The following is a 17,001-nucleotide window of genomic DNA, read 5'->3' as shown; positions in this document are numbered from 1 at the left end:
GGCCCGTCCTGTCGATTGTTAAATCGATTGAAATCATAGGCAATATGCCTATACACTAGGCAATCTGCAATTTGGGACGGGCTTGGATATCAATGCGTGATAAGATCGACGAGCAAATACTTGAAGCGCTGCGCAGGGACTCGCGTGTGCCCGTCACCGATCTTTCGAGGAAGGTTGGCCGTTCGCGCACTGCGGTGCAGGCAAGGCTTTCAAGACTGGAGCAAACTCAGCAGATTCTTGGCTACACAATCAAGGAACCTTCGACCGTTGAAACAGGCGGCATAGGGGCAATTGTACTGATAAACATGGAAATCCGCAGCAAGGGGGAAGCAGCAGCACGCGAATTTGCGACCATGCCAGAGGTTGCAAGTTGTCTAAGAATCGTAGGAGACCACGACTTCGCGCTGCTCATCAATCCCATCGAAAAGCCGCGTCTGAATCTCGTGCTGGAGCAGATCTATAAAATCGATGGTGTCAAGCGTACCGAGACGATCATGGCTCTCTCCAAAGAGTTCTAAACGACTACCGGCTTCTATGGTTACTGAACCAGACCGAGTTTACCGGAGACGTTTGAGTTTGTCATTCTACGGCGATCTTAGCCGCGCAATCTGCGTTGTAGAAGTTCCTTTCTGCTGGTGCGGGTGAGATATACCCGAGCGGGCCGAAGAGGCGCTTTTCGTTGCACCAATTGACCCAATTGAGGGTTGCCATTTCCACGTCTTTCTTGCCACTCCACGGGCCTTCGTGTTCGATGACCTCAGCCTTGTAGAGGGCGTTATCGTAACTGTCCCCGCTACTGCCGACCGAGGCACCGACCTTCGCCTCGTCAAGGCGCTCGGAATACTTGATCGACAGGTATTGAGCCCCGCGGTCCGCATGTCTTCGAGAAAGCACTTGCGCAGCGCGGGTACATAATGTTCCACCATCGGAACCTCCTGTCATCAGATTGAGAAGGTCCCAATCTGATGACAGGTGCGCCAATCTACAAAATCGCAGCACTTCGCTTACAGCACACCGCTCGCCTCGTTCAAGCGCCGCGCAATCTGGTTGACGTTGTTGCCGGTGCGATTGAGCGAAGCCGAAACCCGCAACAGATCAATCGTAGGCCGCGTCCACTATAAACTCGACCCCAAGTTCTGCACGGGCTAGCTTGGCTTCGCCGCAGGCACGGGCTGGCGCGTGACATACGGTTTGACATAGGCCGCAGGCATGAGCCGCACATCATGACCAATTTCGGTCAGCTCGCGCGCCCAGTGATGGGCCGACCCGCAGGCTTCTTTCCCGACAAGGCAACTCGGCAATTTCTCGAAGAACTTAAGCAACTGCTTGCGTCGAATTGTTCGATTGAAAACAATCGCCCCGTCTGCGGTGATGCCGTGAGCTTGGAAGACGTCCTTACCAAGATCCAGTCCAACTGTTGTAACTTCCATGGTGGGGTTCCTTTCCTGTCAGAAGATGACTTCTACAGTATGCCGCAAAGCGCGACGGTTGGCTGCAGGCGCCATCCACCCCATCCGCGTCTGAGTTGTCAGACCAGGCTGCGGCGAAACTACAGTTTCGGTCTCAGCCAAATCCGCGCTGTCGAGCGGCTGCTTCGGTGATTTGCGCTGCGCTGCCACATCGAACGTGCCGCAGATGCAAACGGATGCTGCGTCAGCAACATGCCCAAAGGCCAATGTCTGGAGAGTCCGCAGCCTTGCCATCCGACACTGGAATTTGAACGTCCGGAATGTGCGGTTTTTGACCTACCGCATATGCGAAAGACCGACTCTCGCTAAACGGCAGGAACGGGCTCAACGAGCCTGTCGAGGCGCTGAATATTAGCCTGAAAAAATCTCTTATTTTCAATGATCCTAACAGGACAAACACGCGCTGCAACCAAATGTTGAAGTACAAGTTCCAGGGAATGCAAATCCTAAGCCCGAGCGAAAGGCCGCAGCAGTCTGCAAATAAATCGATAGAACTAAAACTCATGCTTCCATCATACTTTTGAGGGAACCAGTCTATCCAGAAGCATCCGGACTTGAGTTCAAGATTAGATTTCTGTGTTCCAGATAGACTTGGAGAGAGGAGTTTTGCAGAAATTCAGTAGCATCATTGGTTGGGCGCGCAAGTCTTGCTTCTATAAACGCAAGAATACACACAACAACAAGCCCGGCTAGTATCCAAAGGTACGCGAAAAGCCCTAGTAGATCTGGGCTGGTAACTTGAACGGCTATCGGAGGGGTGAGAAGAAGAATTGTAAGCATCAAACCTTTTTTCAACTTCTTCTGCTTCTGCAAATAATCCGTAGATATTTCTTCAACCTCATGCTCCAGCCTACGCACCCATGACAAGTACTCGTCTTCTAGTTGGCCACGTAAATAATGGCCGCAACGACAAAACTCTCTAGAAAGATACTCAATCCCTCCGCAGGCCTCACATTCCGTGGCATTCGGGCAACCTCTAGTCGGCCTAACTCCGTTGGAGCTTCCAGGTTGGTACGGTGCATCAAGTTGGGTCTCTTCTAGGATGCTATCTACCTTGCCCAACACGCCCACTTTGCGCGGCCTCAATTGCTCGGCTTTTCGCAAAACTTCGTTCTCTAACATCAAGCGACTAACCTTAAGATGGTGTCAATTCTGGCTATATCGGGCACTTGGTTAAGGCCCTCAATCGTTTCGGGGCTCAGAGCTTCTTTGAAAAGAAAATCTATAGCGTCCCATTTCTTTTCGGGTGCTACAACAAGGCCGCGATTAATTATTCTGTGCTCAACTGCGATTCCAAGTTTACGATAGGCATGCGCCATTTCCGAATGTCGGCGGCTTTTGCCTTCAGCAGTGTCCCCTTCGAGCATCCAGAGCGGATCGACATCGAATTCTTCATAAACCTTCAGAAGTAGGGTGGCGGTTAGGTCGCGTTGGCCACGTTCATAGTACTGATATGCACTTCGACTGATGCTAAGTCGTTGCGCCATTTCTTCTTGTGACAGACGCGCCTCGGTTCGGACAGCCGCAAGGCGCACCCCTAGGTCAGGAACAGTCATGATGTACCTTTTTGTGGTTGCATTGACCACGATTATGGTTATCTCTATTCAATGTAACCGCTCATAGAGGCATTTAGTTCGTTTTAGGTAGCATTATCGTAGTTTTGTTTCGATCTGAACGCAAAACGAAAATTTTGCCTCGATATGTGTGCAGTCATTGAGGAGTTGAAATTGCAAAAAATTCTCGAGACACCAAGGGAATTAGCTGAACGAGTGGGCATCCCCGTTTCAAACGTTCGCTATCTAATCCGCGAAGACATGCTGGATCATATTTATACAGCCCCAGGCCGACGAAACCCCAAGATTCCCAATGGTGCGTGGGAACGATACCTCGATCAATTTACGGTGAAAGCATGCCCCGCAAACCGACCCCGCCCCGCCTTGCACGCGACCGAAAACGCCTCGCCGATGGCAATTGGTACATCTACTGGACCGAAGGGGGACGCAGCCGTGAGCACTCGACTGGCACTGGGGATCGCGACCAGGCTGAACTCTACTTCGCAGAATGGAAGCTAAGGCGCTTCAGGCCGGATCGCGCGGTCGAGCCACACGAATTCTATGTGACTGACGCAGTTTCGCACTATCTGGCGAAGCGATTTGACGACGTTACTGACCCGGAGCGTTTGGCCAATGCAGCAAAGCCAATCATCAGGTTTTTTGATGGCTATGCCGTGGGCGATATCAACGATGTGCTCATTAAAGAATACTGCCAGAAACGCCGGAAGAGCCGTCGAGACAAGGGGCTGAAGGACGGCACCTTGCGAAGGGAGCTCAGTTTGCTCTCCACTGCTATCCGGCGTGCCGAGGAAGATCAGCTAATCACGCGCAAAATAACGGTCCGACTACCTCCGAAACCCGAGGGTCGTATCCGATTCCTGACATGTGATGAAGCGCTAAGGCTAATCCGGGTATCGCGGAGCTTCGATACGCCTCTGGAGGATGGCGTGCCGACCGAGTCAAAGACTGAGCACCTGACTCTGTTTCTTAGGATCGGATTGCTGACCGGCCAGCGAAAGGAGGCGATCCTATCCTTGCGCTGGTCTGATATCGATTTTCATAGCAACATCATCTACTGGAACCCCGTTGGACGGCGCCGCACGAAAAAGGAACGCCCGAGTTCTAGGCTGCCTGCGCGTCTGAAGAAGCACCTGCTATGCCGACGAAGGCGGTTTCCGGTAGACGAATTCGTAGTCACCCATCGCGGCAAGTCACTGCAGAACGTCAAACGCGCATTTAGGACTGCCGTTGTGGCGGCAGGCTTGGAGACCGAGGGGGACCGAAAAGTCGTTCCACACACTCTGCGGCACACCTGTGCGACCTGGCTAATGCAAAAGGGGGCGCCCAAGTGGGACGCCTGCGGCTTCCTGGGTATGACCCACGAAACGCTTGAGAAGAACTATGGGCATCATCACCCTGATCACCAGAGAGGAGCGGCGGATGCAATCTGATATCCAGATCATTTCCGGATATAGATCGGTACAAACGTGAACAAAGGAACAGTGAAATGATAGTACATTACAATAATTACAATGGGTTAAAGTCAGGCCCGTTCCTTCGGGAGGCAGGGGTCGGAGGTTCGAATCCTCTCACTCCGACCAATAAAGCAAGGTTTCAACTGCAGAGATTTTTTGCTGTTTGACCAAGTAACCTACTTTTTCGCACAAATTGGTTTGAGGATTCACTGCATGAATCCAAGGTGATAGCTGTGTGGTATGAACAGCTTTACCCCACGAAGTCAAAATGACGAACTGGTTGGCCTACAATGAAGCGTTGAAACGGCTCGGCGCAAGGAATGAGGCCCTGCGAGCCTCTAGAAACCTCTGTCGCGCCATCAGGAAAAGTTCAGACAACGATCGTCGCCGGAGGCGCGTCGGGGCAAGATAAATTGTATCAAATTGCAAGGCCGGTCGGAGCCCTTTTGCAGTTGGGACTTTTGAGCGGACATACGCAACGCCCAAGCTGATCGATGAAGTTCTTTTCGAACCTTTACAGAAGTTTCGCCGGTCTATGTGTCGTCCCTCGTGCGGTGAGCCCAAAACAGCAAAAAAGTATGCCAAGTTTTGCTGGCTAACAAATGGCTGTAATGCGGGGCGAAGGTTGGTCCTCAACTTGTCTAAACGCCCCGCGGTGACACTATGGAGCTGAGGAATCCGTGCCGCCTTGGTTTTCTGTGGGCACATGGTCGATAAAATGGGCATCCGAATTGATGTTTATTGTATTGTTGGCGGCAACGCCGTCGCTGCTTCCGATCCAGTGGGATGTTCCAACATTCTGCGTCGTTTCAAGCGGCGAGAGGTTTGCTATGAGGTTAAGAATCTTCCCGGTAACAGTCGTAGAATCCTGGGATGTTCCCACATTTTGCGCCGCCTCCAACGGGGAAAGGTTTGTTATTCGGTTAACAATTTTGCCGGTAACGGTTGGGAATTCCGTTGTTTCAGGCGTGGCGTTCCGAGACATCCCAGTCTGAGTGATATGGGCGCTATGATGGGCGCCGGTACCCGAGTGGTGGCCCGGCTCTGCCATGGCCGTTCCGGTGGACAGGGCAATCACCAGGGTTGGTGCAACAATGAGCTTTTTGATGATGTTAATACGTTCCATTCTTGATCTCCTTAAGTTGCCGATACATTTCAAACCTAGGAACGCGACAGCTTTGGATATTGTGAGAAGAGCTCAGTTTTTTGGCATTTTCTTTCAAGTTGCCAAGCCGCGGATAGGTCGACCAACGTAGCTGCATAGAGCCACGCCTATTCGTCGGACAGATTAAGCTAAGGAAGAGTGGGCTTTGGTTGCCCTGTGTTGGGTCGCTACTGCCTACCTTGTGGCAGCACTTAAACGATTTTTTGGCATGGCTTTTGGACCCTGCGTATTGTTACCTAAAACACAAAACGCCCTGATTAGCAGGGCACTTCAGTCTCGGGCGGCATATGAGCATGAAAGAGGACAAGGTGAGTTCTGACGGCCAATCTTGGAGTGTTCCAGGTTTTGGTGTGCATCACTTAGCCAGGCTTCTGGAAAACCGTGGTTCAGATATTGTTGCGCTTCTGAGATCGACCAACTTACCCGTTGATTGTCACAAAACTCCGCCGGATTTTGTTGATGTTCGCAATGAGCTCCGCCTCTTGGAGCTTGCAGTGCAAGAGACCCGAGACCCCCTGTTTGCGATCACTGCGGGAAAAACCTTCAACCCCAGAAAGACTACACTCCTCAGCTATGTCGTTTTGAACTCTCCGACCGTTGGCGAGGCAATCGAGAAGGCAGTGAACTATGCTCGCTTGGCTCGGGGCTTTGCCAAACTGTCCTTCTATGAAGAAGAACGTGGCATGTTTCTGGAGATAGATTCCATCGCTGAACTGATGCGTTCTGATGGAGCTCACAATGAGTTTCGAATGTCTGCTTTTTTGACCAGCCTTCAAATTGCGGCTGAGACGCCTTTGCCAGTCCTTGAACTACGCTTTCCGCATGAATTGACCGAAGAAAAGCGGACCCAAATCTCCAGTGCATTGTCAGTCAATATCAAGCAGAAACAAAGAGTTCCCGGTATCTTGTTCGATAAAGCAGTGATGGATATCCCGATCAAAGATACGGATCCCGCATTGCTTCTGCACCTTGAAAAACATGTGCAAACGTTGATGAACGATTTACCGCCAGTAATAGGTGAAACAAGTTCTTTGGTGCAGAGCGAGATAATGTCGCGACTGTCTTTTAGCGCTCCAACACAAGATGATATCGCGAAGACACTGGGGATGAGCATCAGCACACTTGGGCGCAAACTTGCCAAGGAAGGCACAACTTACAAACAACTGCTAAAGGACATCCGTGCAAGGCTGGCAGAGCAGTATCTTGATGACCCCAAGCTAAGTCTGTCTGAGATTGCTTTTGCGCTTGGTTATTCTGATCAAGCGGCGTTTAGCAATGCCTACAAGACTTGGACGGGCCAATCTCCGGGCAGTGCTCGAACCGCTTAGGTCGACCTCAGGATGTGCAAATCGGTTAACATTGCAGGCTGGGGCAAGAAAGCGGAAGCTCATCGTCTCAAACGCAGTCCAAAGCATCCGCTGTTAAAGTTCATCCCCATGCATCAGTGCATGAATCACAAGGGTCGGAACTCGATAGTTCTGAGTTCAAATGGAAGCCAGGGCCAGCCGCTTTGGAAGTTTGGTGGTCGTAGCCATCCAACGGGTGCGCCATGGACATTCCAGCACTCAGAACAATGGCGAACGCGGTGACGGAGGAAATCAGTGCCTTTTTCATTTCTTGGTCCCTTTCGGTTGAGCGTGTTTGAAACGCTGTGTGCGCATTCAATTTGGCGATCTGTCGGTCAGATTTATTGCGATGACACATCAAGATTTTGAGAAAAAACATCAACTTTACGCCCGTGGGCGTCGTCATTCCAGCGCCCGCACACGCCCCTGAGACTCTTTCGCCGAAGGTGAGATAGGCCCCAAGATCAGGTCCGTAATTAACTGTGGTCGATGAACAGGAACCGGTTTCTCTGTATCGCGGGCTTCTGGAAAACAGCCTGTAACCGCAAGCCTTGTTTCTTGGTGGCTCTGCCAAATCTGTCGCTCTGTCTGGCGGAATAGTCGTATTTAGCTTTCGCAATTTTTGATTATTGCTGATCATCAGGGTGAATTTGATGTATTCTTGCTGAATGTGCTGGGAATTGACCAGGAGGACGACCCAAACAAAGCGCTTATACAAAATTAGAAGCGACTAGGGAGGAATTTGATGATGTACTATAGGCTAAAGGCGGTCAGGGGCTGTCGGATAATGATAGCTGCGCTGTTTTCTACTCTCTCTTTGAGTAATGCGATGGCGCAAAGTAACTCTGAGAGCGAAACCACAATCCCAGAGCCCGGGCCGTCCATCACCTTCACATCCTGGACCGGCCCTTACATGCGAAGTCAGATGCTTGGGTTTGTGCGCCCTTATGAGCAAGCCAAAAACGCCGATGTGCATGTTGCACATTACAATGGTGGCATCTCGGAAATCCGCGATCAGGTCGAGAGCGCAAATGTGATTTGGGATGTTGTCGACCTTACGCAAGCAGATTCACTGCGCGCCTGCGAAGAGGGCTTGCTGGAGAACATATCTGACATAGAACTGCCTGATGGCATCGATGGTACACCATTTCGCGAGGATTTTGTCGAAGGTGCCCTGAATGATTGTGGCGTAGGAGTCATCGTATGGGGCACCGCATATGCGTATAACAATTCTCAATTCGCAGAAACGCCTCCATCAACCATTTCGGATTTCTTCGACACAGAAACCTATCCTGGGCCACGTGCCATCCGAAATGATCCGACAGTGATCATGGAATGGGCCCTTATGGCCGACGGCGTAGCCCGCGATGATGTGTATCCAGCGCTCGAAACCGAAGAAGGTGTTGAGCGCGCGCTGAAAAAGATGGACGACATAAAAACCGGCCTACAAATCTGGGAAACCGGGCGTGAACCCGTACGCCTGTTGAACTCTGGCGACATTGCTATGTCATCGATCTGGGCCACTACCGGTGCAACGGCCGCCCAGGAAGACGGTTCCGATTTTACGGTCAACATGGACGGCCGTGTGATTGAGCTGGATCTGTTCGGCATACCAAAAGGAAGCCAGAATAAAGAAGAAGCTATTGATTTTATTCGCTTTGCTAGCAGCTCAAATTCGCTGGCCGATATGGTCGGGTACCTGCCAAATGGTCCAACCCGAAAATCTTCGATGACACTCCTGTCGGATGACGTTTTGGAGCGCATCCCGAACGGTCCGGCGTATGAAGACAATCTTTACATTCTGTCGGACGCCGAGTGGTGGGCCACCAACCACGGGCGCCTGGAAGAGGCGTTCCAGTCCTGGCTCGCAACCTCCGCCCGTCAGGGCGCTGCGGGTTCAACACGGTAAGCCGAAACAACAGGTCTAAGAGGTGCAAAATGAGTGATCAATCAACACAGAAACCTGACAATCTTGTAGCAAAGAGCGGCTTGTTCAAAGGTATGAATCCGACGATGGGTATCGCTTCGATGGTGATGATATTGGGGTTTGTGTTTTTCACGATCCGTGATGTTGAAGCTTCAAGTGCGATCTTTGCGACAGGTAAAAACTTCATCATCGGTAGCCTGGACTGGTTCTATGTACTGGTCGTTAACGCGGCGCTGTTTTTTGTAATTTGGCTAATGATCAGCCGGTTCGGACACGTGAAGCTGGGCAAGGATGATGATGAGCCAGATTTTTCAACGTTTTCATGGATTTGCATGCTATTTAGTGCGGGCTTGGGATCTGGTCTGATCTATTGGGGCGTTGCAGAGCCGATGTTCCATATCCAAGGCAGCCCATTCCTAGAGCGGGCGGGAATTGAACCGGGTTCGGTTGACGCCGCGGTTTCTGCGGTAACGATCACGAATTTCCACTGGGGTTTCCACGGTTGGGCCCTTTATGTGCTGGTTGGCCTCTGCCTTGCATATTTCTCGTACCGCCATGGGCTTCCTCTGACTTTGCGCACCGCTCTCTATCCTGTTCTGAAGGAACGGATCTATGGTCCCTGGGGTCATCTCGTCGATCTGATTGGCGTATTTGGTACTATCTTTGGCCTCGCAACCTCATTGGGGTTGGGCGTCACACCAATCGCCGCCGGTCTTGAGGATCTTGGCTGGATGGCAAACACCCAGACAAATCAGTTGATCCTCGTCGCAATCATCACCTGTCTTGGCACGGCTTCTGCTGCATCTGGTGTTGGCAAAGGCGTTCGTATCTTGTCTGAAGCCAACGTTATGGCAAGTGTTGGCCTGCTGCTCCTGTTCATCATTCTGGGACCAACAGCATTCCTGTTGGGCATAACAATATCCGGATTTGGAGATTACCTCTGGACGGTGATACCCATGGGTTTCTGGATCAACGGTGAGCCCGAAAACCAATGGCAGAGCTGGTGGACGATCTTTTACTGGGGCTGGTGGATCGCATGGTGCCCGTTTGTTGGACTGTTCATTGCGCGGGTATCAAAGGGGCGGACGATCAAGCAATTCTGCTATTGCGTTCTTCTTATTCCAACCTCAGTCGTGATGCTCTGGATGGGTGTCTTTGGTGGCGCAGCAGCCGGGGTTGATCTGTTCTACGACGCAGGTGTCGTCGAGGCGGTCAACAATGACTACGCCGCTGGCGTATTCCAAACGGTCAAAGGATTTGGCTACACATGGTTGGTGTACCCGATCACAGTGTTGATTACGGTTCTGCTGATTTCGTGGTTTGTCACGTCTTCTGACTCGGGGACACTCGTGATGTGCACAATGCTGTCGATGGGTGACGAGCATCCGCCAATCAAGTTCCGTGTGTTTTGGGGTATTACCGCAGGCGTTGTTGCCGGTGTCCTAATGCTGGCCGGTGGGTTGAGCGCGCTACAGACAGCGTCCATCGTCGCAGGGCTACCAATCGCTGTGATCTTGTTGTTCATGATCTATGGTATTGTTTCGTCGCTTCACGCTGAGCATCCAGTGCCCGATGTTGAGGATAAGTACGAAATGGAGTTCCTCAACAGATAGGCAGCCATTGTGGTTCAATTTGTCGAGAGGCAGTTACATCTGCCTCTCGACAATTACAGACTTGGGTTTCGACCTGTCCGCGAAGCTTTCTTCGTTCTGATGTGAAGTTTGCCAAACTTTCTGGGAGCAAACGAATACGAAAGAACCTCTGCCTAATGGTTTCCACCAGCATCTCTGCTACCCGCGTGGTACAGCAACTGGATAGGCTTGTCGGCTCTCCATGGTGAGCCTCTCACACAATCTCGACCCGTGAACCAAAGGTACATTGTGGGGGATAGTCCGATCCTGGTCGTGATGGAGCGGTTTCTTTCGCCCATGCCTTCCATTGTCCCTTAAAGGTAATGCCCAGAGCCAAAAAACCAGGTTCGGAATGGAATGCAGGCTAAGTCTTCCGCCGTTTCGGGACAGAATCGCCACCTTTTGTAGATTTGGCCGCTGCGACTCGCGCTCGGTTCTTCTTGCTGCTTGACTTACCTTTGGGTGGAGGTGGACCCTTTGATGCTGTTCGGGCAGATTTGATATCGCCGCCTTTGGCTTCAGATTTACCGCCCTTACGTGCCTTTGGCTTTGCACCAACCGGTTTGAACAAGGCATCTGCCTCGTCTTTCGAAGCACGCTGGCGTTCTACTTTGGCTGATTTGACGGCCCTTGTGGAACGTTCTGCAGGGCTGGAAGGTGCCCGGCCCTCGGGTTCAGGCTTGCGACGTCCATAGGTTGCAGTGCCGCTCCGTTCGGTCGGAGTCGTATCTCGTTTGCTCGTAATCGGTTTGCCTTTTTGCTTTCCGATGGGCTTGGTCCGGCCAGTTGCAGCAAAGTCCGGTGCCGTGTCCAGACGCACGAGATTCTTGACCTTTTCGATCTTCATCTCGGGCCCAACGGCTGTCAGAAACCCTTCGACGCTGGGCTCACGGATCTCGAAATAGGTCACATCATCGGCAATCCGGATGGCCCCAATGTCATCCTTCGTCAGATTGCCTGACTTGCAGATCATCGGCAGCATATAACGCGGCGACGCATTTTGATTGCGCCCCTCGGACAGCGAAAACCAGACGCTGGGGCCAAAGGCCGCGCGCGGTTTCTGGCTTTGCTGATCGACCGTCGACAACTCTTCTGGCGCGGAATGACGCAGCTTGTACTGCCGCAGGTAAGCTGCTGCAATCTGCTCAGGGGTAAAGCTTTCTACCATTTTCTGAACTGCTGCGCGTTCACTTTCCGTAATCTCTGCTTGCCAGTCATCCGATGCGAACATCCTCACCTGATCGCGTTCGGTCACCTCTTCGGCTGACGGGGCTGTCCCCCAATCGGCGGTCAGCTTGGCGAATTTCAGAATACGTTCCGCCTTTTTCCGCGACGCGGGTGCAACCACTAGTGCGCTAACGCCCTTGCGCCCGGCCCGGCCTGTTCGACCCGAGCGGTGCAGCAGTGTTTCATGGCTGTTTGGCAGTTCCGCATGGACCACCAAATCAAGGTTAGGCAAATCAATACCGCGGGCGGCAACATCCGTTGCCACACAGACCCTGGCACGCCCATCGCGCATGGCCTGCAAGGCGTTCGAGCGTTCGCTCTGGGTCAATTCTCCGGATAGGGCGACGACCGAAAAGCCCCGGTTTGACAGGCGCGCGGTCAGACGTGACACCATCGCGCGGGTATTGCAGAACACGATGGCGTTCGGCGCCTCATAATAGCGCAACACATTGATAATTGCATTCTCGCCGTCGCGCGGGCCGACCAACATAGCACGATAATCAATATCGGCGTGCTGCGTCTTTTCGCTGACGGTGCTCACACGTTCTGCATCGCGCTGATACCGTGTCGCCAGATTGGCAATCGCACGTGGGACAGTGGCAGAAAACAGCAAAGTCTGACGGTCTGATGGTGTTTCATCCAGAATGAATTCCAGATCCTCTCGGAACCCGAGATCCAACATCTCGTCGGCCTCATCAAGAACCACGGCGCGAATGGCCGTCAGGTCGATCGAGCCCCGCATGATATGATCCCGCAGCCGTCCCGGAGTGGCGACAACAATATGCGCGCCACGCGCCAACGCACGGCGTTCATCCCGAATATCCATGCCTCCCACGCAGGACGCCAGAAACGCGCCCGCATCGGCGAACAACCAGCTCAGTTCACGCTTGACCTGCAGCGCCAGTTCCCTTGTTGGTGCTACAACAAGTGCCAGCGGTGCGCCCGAGGTTTCGAAAGTCTCAGCGTCACCCAGAAGTCGCGGCGCAATCGCCAGACCGAATCCGATGGTTTTACCCGATCCGGTTTGGGCCGAAACCAGCATATCCTTCCCCTCCAGTTCGGGCCGGGTTACAGCCTGCTGAACTTGGGTTAAGGTGTCATAGCCCTTGCGAGCCAGCGCATTTGCAATGGTTTGTTTCACAGCGGTGGTTCTTTTCATCGGTCAGGAGATGGGATTGTGCGGTATTGCAATCAATGCATCATCCATGGGTAAAGACAGCCCCTTAACGAGTGTCTTGACTATTGTATAGCCACGAACCGGGGCAGATGCGCTGAAAATCCCGTATCCTGTCCGTACTGCTCCCTTTCAGTAGCGGCTTGAGACCCTCGCCGCTTTCGGTTCAATTTGTTGAGACGCGGCAGAAGCGCAGGCTTGGAATAATCAAAACAGGCGTTTTTCTGTAGAGCTTTCAACCGTCTGTAAACCAGCTGTCCCTGTCGGGCTGGCGGTCAACGTGACTACTCCTTCGGGAAATCTACTACAAGCAGTCGGATTCGATAGCTTCTACGACCACGTTTTCTTCGAATTTAGAGCATGACGTTGAGCCAATGGCGCGGTCCCTGTTGCGTCTATGCAGACGCCAGCCGTTTCATCGCGCTCATGAGAGGCATAGCCCGTACACCTCCCTGCCCCGGCACTTCCTTGTCGTTGGCATAGACAAGGATGCGCTCTGAGACGTCCAATTCTTCTGTCGCGATGTGAAACCCACGCGTAACTTTCGCTGATGTCGTCCGCTTGATCTCTATGGCCCAGAGGCCGCCGCGGGGAAGTTTCAACAACAAATCCACCTCAGCCCCTGCTGAAGAGCGATAGAAGCTTGCTTCTGTTCCGCGCGGTGCCGCGGCGATCAGGTTCTCGATACAGAATCCTTCCCAACTGCCGCCGACAACCGGGTGCCCAAGCAGGTCTTCCTGTGTTTCGATCCCAAGAAGTGCATGGGCCAGCCCGGAATCGCGAATATAAACCTTGGGAGATTTGACCAGACGCTTTCCGGCATTGGAATGCCAGGGCTGCAAACGGCGCACCAGCATCAGGTCGACCAGCAAATCAAGATAGCGCGCAACGCTCTGGCCCGATACGCCAAGGTTTCCCGCGAGTTTTGCCGCGTTGAGTAGCCCGCCCTGTTCATGGGCAAGCATCGTCCAAAACCGGCGCAATGTTTCCGCCGGGATGCGCAACCCAAAAGCCGGAACATCGCGTTCCAGATAGGTCCGGATGAAATCCTCGCGCCATGCCAGGCTGGTTTTGTCGTTCTTGGCAAGGAAGCTATCTGGAAACCCACCCCGCAACCACAGCGCAGAGATCGAGTCCGCTCCGGTTTCCGACAAAATGAAAGGCGTCAGCTCGTGATAGCTGACCCGGCCAGCCAAGGATTCTGCACTTTGGTGCAGAAGCGTGTTCGAGGCCGACCCCAGCAGCAGGAATTGCCCAGTCCGATACCCTTGTCTTCGTCGTCGGTCAATCTGACCGCGTAATGCCTTAAACAGGCCCGGCATAAGCTGAACTTCATCGATCACCACCAAGCGTCCAACCTGCTCGTCGAGATAGAGGTCTGGCTCTTCGAGCACCTGGCGATCAGCAGATCTCTCCATATCAAGATAGACAGCGTCACGGCTTTCAGCGATATCCTGCGCGAGGGTTGTCTTCCCAACTTGCCGCGGCCCAAGCAGGACTACGCCCGCCTGGTTCTCGAGAGAGTCTTCGACTGACTTTCTATCACCGCGCTTGATCATACCTTGCATTTATTCCATTTGGTGGAAGATTTACAAGGATAAAATTCCAAATTACTGTCCAGTGAAACCCTATCGTCTCGGCCCTTCACCCCAAAACCATGACACGCAAGTCTGGACCTTAGGTCGAGCATAATCGTGGAAAGCTGCGTCCCATTTGATCAAGAGAAAATTTAACCTGAGTACGTTCTTCTTTCTTAACTAAAAAATTCGAAGAGTCCTCTTTGCGTCCCTCAATTTCATTTCCATTGCCCTGAAGGGCGAAGCCAACTAGGTACTTGCCGCGCACAAACCCCTAAGAATCTGCGAAAAATCAAATCGCAGAAAGGACCAGGATCATGACCATACCGGCAATCAAAAACGCTGACACAGGCACGCTGGCTGGCTCGGGAATGCATATTCTGGTCGATCATTACGGCAGCCTATACCTAACCGACGTTATGCGCATCGAAGAGGCACTGACCCGCGCGGCGCGGGAGGCTGGCGCAACGATACTGTCGGGCAAGTTCCACAAATTTGGCGGGCATGGCGGTGTGACCGGAGTGTTGTTGCTGGCAGAATCCCATATCTCGATCCACACTTGGCCGGAAAATGATTATGCCGCCATCGACATCTTCATGTGTGGCACAACGCAACCGGACAAAGCGGTCGCATATCTTGAGAAGCACCTGCGCCCTGCCCGAGTTGAAATTACGCGCGTCAACCGCGGTTTACCGGAACCAGTAGTCCCAACCGTCTAAGTAGTATCCCATCAATGCGTGCGATTGCAGTGTATTAGGTTCGGCATCGACCCGGTCGGTATCACCGCCAAAAATCTGTGCCGCGCGCCAAACATCATCGTCGAGATAGCTCAACCCATCCGGCAGTTCGATTCTACGGTCGGTCAATGGTTCAAATGTAGCCAGAACAAACCCCCATTCGCCGAAGCTCGGCACGTAGCTGTGATAGGGAACCGCCTGCAGTCCCCGTCCGGGCCTTTGCGGATTGCGGCTGCTCTCGATCGTTTCGGCCACCGACCAAAAGGCCTGCCGAGCAAAGAACGGTGATCCGGCCTGGGTGACAAAGACCCCCTGCCCGCTTAGCCGTTCGGCCAGCAAGCCGTAGAATTGCTTGGTGTATAGTCTGGACAAGGCGATGGATTTGGGGTCTGGCAGATCAATGATCACCACGTCGTAAATCTGGGTTTCCCACTCCAGAAATCTCCAGGCATCTTCGTTGACAACCGTCACGCGCGGGTCGCTGAGAGCATTGTCGTTCAGCTTGGACAGATCTGGATGGTCGCGAAACAACTGCGTCACACGCGGATCAAGATCCACCAGCGTCACAGACTGCACCTCGGGATAGCGCAGCACCTCGCGCGCGGCCATGCCGTCTCCGCCCCCCAAGATCAGAACGTCAAGCGCGCGCGGCGCAAGGGCCATGGCCGGGTGCACCAGCGGCTCGTGATAGCGGTGTTCGTCAAGGGAATCGAACTGGATCGAATGATCCAGAAACAGGCGCACCCGGTCGCGGTACCGGGTGACGGTGATCTGCTGATACGACGTGGCCTCGGACAGGATGACATCATCTTCGAACAGTTCGGCCTCGGCGACCGAGACCAGCCGTTCGGACTGCCACAGTGCGCCCAGCGTTGCCACAAAGGCCACCGCCCAGACTGCCACCTGGACCCGCGTAGCCCATTCCCGAAACACCAGCAGAGACAGGCCAGCCACGGCAAGGTTTAGACCGCCAAAAGCCAGACTCGCCGACATCAGCCCCAGATACGGGATCACCAATAGTGGAAAAGCCAATGAGGCGACCAGCGCTCCGATGTAGTCGACGCTCAGCACGTTCTCAAATCGGAACTTCAGCGCCCCGATCTGTTCAAGCACACGGGCAATTAATGGGATCTCCATCCCGGACAGGATGCCAATGGCAATCAAAGCGCCGTAAAGCGGCAAGGCCACCTGCCCCAACCACGCATAATTCAGAAACAGCACCGGCGCCAAAAAACCGCCAACGATGCCCAGTAGGATCTGCGCCCAGACAAAACCGGAAAACGCATCCGAGACAAAGCGCGACAGCCAAGCACCTACTCCCATCGCCGACAGAAAGATGCCAATTACCAGTGAAAACTGGCGGACGGAATCCCCCAGCAGATAACTGGACAAGGTGGCGGCAATCAGCTCGTAGATAAGCCCGGCGACGGCCACCAGAAAAGTGGCCAGCAGCAACCACGCGGCGCGCGCCTCAACCGCGCGGGGCGGGGTCATGACAAGATGACGGCCGCAATGATGATGGACACCGCTACAAACAGCAGCCCAATCAGGATCGCCAGCGCGATGTTTTGATCCTTTTCGATTTCGTGGACGACCGAGAAGGGTGTCATCCAGTCGATCACCTTCCAAACAACCCACATCAGTGTGACGCCCAGAAGGGTATAAAAGATCGTGCTGATGATTTCTGCAATCTGAATTGTTGTTATATAATCCATTGATT

The 17,001-nt window shown here is 53.1% G+C and carries 14 protein-coding genes and 3 pseudogenes; 6 read left to right on the top strand and 11 right to left on the bottom strand.

From position 1 onward, the window contains the following. Nucleotides 1–92 precede the first annotated feature (92 nt). Nucleotides 93–518 carry an Lrp/AsnC family transcriptional regulator gene (locus AC2FLG_RS03840; RefSeq protein ID WP_496676975.1) on the top strand — a complete coding sequence of 142 codons (426 nt, stop codon included), beginning with the start codon at nt 93–95 and terminating at the stop codon, nt 516–518. A gap of 61 nt (nt 519–579) precedes the next feature. Here AC2FLG_RS03840 and AC2FLG_RS03835 read toward each other — a convergent pair. The 6 genes and pseudogenes from AC2FLG_RS03835 to AC2FLG_RS03810 form a co-directional block, all read right to left on the bottom strand. Next, a pseudogene (locus AC2FLG_RS03835) lies at nt 580–879 on the bottom strand (IS3 family transposase); the annotation flags it as partial. A 125-nt stretch (nt 880–1,004) separates the two neighbouring features. Continuing rightward, entirely contained in the window at nt 1,005–1,091 is an 87-nt protein-coding gene (gene mobC, locus AC2FLG_RS03830) for a plasmid mobilization relaxosome protein MobC (RefSeq protein ID WP_367575553.1), read from the bottom strand. Nucleotides 1,092–1,095: 4 nt separating this feature from the next. Then, nucleotides 1,096–1,182, bottom strand: a pseudogene (locus tag AC2FLG_RS03825) (RidA family protein); the annotation flags it as partial. Then, a pseudogene (locus AC2FLG_RS03820) lies at nt 1,176–1,430 on the bottom strand (IS110 family transposase); the annotation flags it as partial. The pseudogenes AC2FLG_RS03820 and AC2FLG_RS03825, both read right to left, overlap by 7 nt. A gap of 573 nt (nt 1,431–2,003) precedes the next feature. Next, nucleotides 2,004–2,591 (bottom strand): hypothetical protein, encoded by a 588-nt coding sequence (locus AC2FLG_RS03815; protein ID WP_058281576.1) that lies wholly within the window; start codon nt 2,589–2,591, stop codon nt 2,004–2,006. After that, nucleotides 2,591–3,025, bottom strand: coding sequence for a helix-turn-helix domain-containing protein (locus AC2FLG_RS03810; protein WP_131726293.1), 435 nt, complete (start codon nt 3,023–3,025; stop codon nt 2,591–2,593). Before AC2FLG_RS03810 ends, AC2FLG_RS03815 begins: the two co-directional genes overlap by 1 nt. Nucleotides 3,026–3,378: 353 nt before the next feature. Between AC2FLG_RS03810 and AC2FLG_RS03805 the strand changes: the two genes are divergently transcribed. Further along, nucleotides 3,379–4,473, top strand: a complete 1,095-nt coding sequence (locus tag AC2FLG_RS03805; RefSeq protein WP_058281578.1) for a tyrosine-type recombinase/integrase — start codon at nt 3,379–3,381, stop codon at nt 4,471–4,473. Nucleotides 4,474–5,158: 685 nt separating this feature from the next. On the opposite strand, the gene AC2FLG_RS03800 is transcribed toward AC2FLG_RS03805, so the two are convergent. Then, the gene (locus AC2FLG_RS03800; RefSeq protein ID WP_496705068.1) at nt 5,159–5,623 is read right to left on the bottom strand and encodes a hypothetical protein; all 465 of its coding nucleotides are present in this window, start codon (nt 5,621–5,623) and stop codon (nt 5,159–5,161) included. Nucleotides 5,624–5,955: 332 nt separating this feature from the next. Between AC2FLG_RS03800 and AC2FLG_RS03795 the strand changes: the two genes are divergently transcribed. The 3 genes from AC2FLG_RS03795 to AC2FLG_RS03785 all read left to right on the top strand — a co-directional run bounded on the left by AC2FLG_RS03795 (nt 5,956) and on the right by AC2FLG_RS03785 (nt 10,548). After that, complete coding sequence (locus AC2FLG_RS03795; RefSeq protein ID WP_496705067.1) at nt 5,956–6,990, top strand: AraC family transcriptional regulator ligand-binding domain-containing protein; 1,035 nt, start codon at nt 5,956–5,958, stop codon at nt 6,988–6,990. A gap of 847 nt (nt 6,991–7,837) precedes the next feature. Continuing rightward, on the top strand, nt 7,838–8,917 hold the full coding sequence (locus AC2FLG_RS03790) for an extracellular solute-binding protein (RefSeq protein WP_496705066.1): 1,080 nt from the start codon (nt 7,838–7,840) through the stop codon (nt 8,915–8,917). A 29-nt stretch (nt 8,918–8,946) separates the two neighbouring features. Beyond that, complete coding sequence (locus tag AC2FLG_RS03785) at nt 8,947–10,548, top strand: BCCT family transporter (protein WP_496698393.1); 1,602 nt, start codon at nt 8,947–8,949, stop codon at nt 10,546–10,548. A gap of 382 nt (nt 10,549–10,930) precedes the next feature. Here AC2FLG_RS03785 and AC2FLG_RS03780 read toward each other — a convergent pair whose 3' ends face one another. Both AC2FLG_RS03780 and AC2FLG_RS03775 read right to left on the bottom strand, forming a co-directional pair. Beyond that, nucleotides 10,931–12,952 carry a DEAD/DEAH box helicase gene (locus tag AC2FLG_RS03780; RefSeq protein WP_496693766.1) on the bottom strand — a complete coding sequence of 674 codons (2,022 nt, stop codon included), beginning with the start codon at nt 12,950–12,952 and terminating at the stop codon, nt 10,931–10,933. Between the two features lie 410 nt (nt 12,953–13,362). Beyond that, nucleotides 13,363–14,535 (bottom strand): ATP-binding protein, encoded by a 1,173-nt coding sequence (locus tag AC2FLG_RS03775; RefSeq protein WP_496705064.1) that lies wholly within the window; start codon nt 14,533–14,535, stop codon nt 13,363–13,365. Nucleotides 14,536–14,861: 326 nt separating this feature from the next. On the opposite strand from AC2FLG_RS03775, the gene speD reads away from it, so the two are divergent. Next, entirely contained in the window at nt 14,862–15,263 is a 402-nt protein-coding gene (gene speD, locus AC2FLG_RS03770) for an adenosylmethionine decarboxylase (RefSeq protein WP_281995110.1), read from the top strand. Here speD and AC2FLG_RS03765 read toward each other — a convergent pair. Together AC2FLG_RS03765 and AC2FLG_RS03760 are read right to left on the bottom strand one after the other, a co-directional pair. Next, entirely contained in the window at nt 15,234–16,775 is a 1,542-nt protein-coding gene (locus tag AC2FLG_RS03765; protein WP_496705062.1) for a polyamine aminopropyltransferase, read from the bottom strand. The two genes, speD and AC2FLG_RS03765, sit on opposite strands and share 30 nt — an antisense overlap. Beyond that, nucleotides 16,772–16,996, bottom strand: a complete 225-nt coding sequence (locus AC2FLG_RS03760) for a DUF350 domain-containing protein (RefSeq protein ID WP_496705060.1) — start codon at nt 16,994–16,996, stop codon at nt 16,772–16,774. The genes AC2FLG_RS03765 and AC2FLG_RS03760 overlap by 4 nt, the downstream gene beginning before the upstream one ends. Nucleotides 16,997–17,001: the final 5 nt, after the last annotated feature.

It is taken from the genome of Ruegeria sp. CDSA193, from assembly GCF_059611885.1.
The sequence above is the reverse complement of the archived record's forward strand: the minus strand, read 5'-3'. Positions and strand labels throughout refer to the sequence as shown.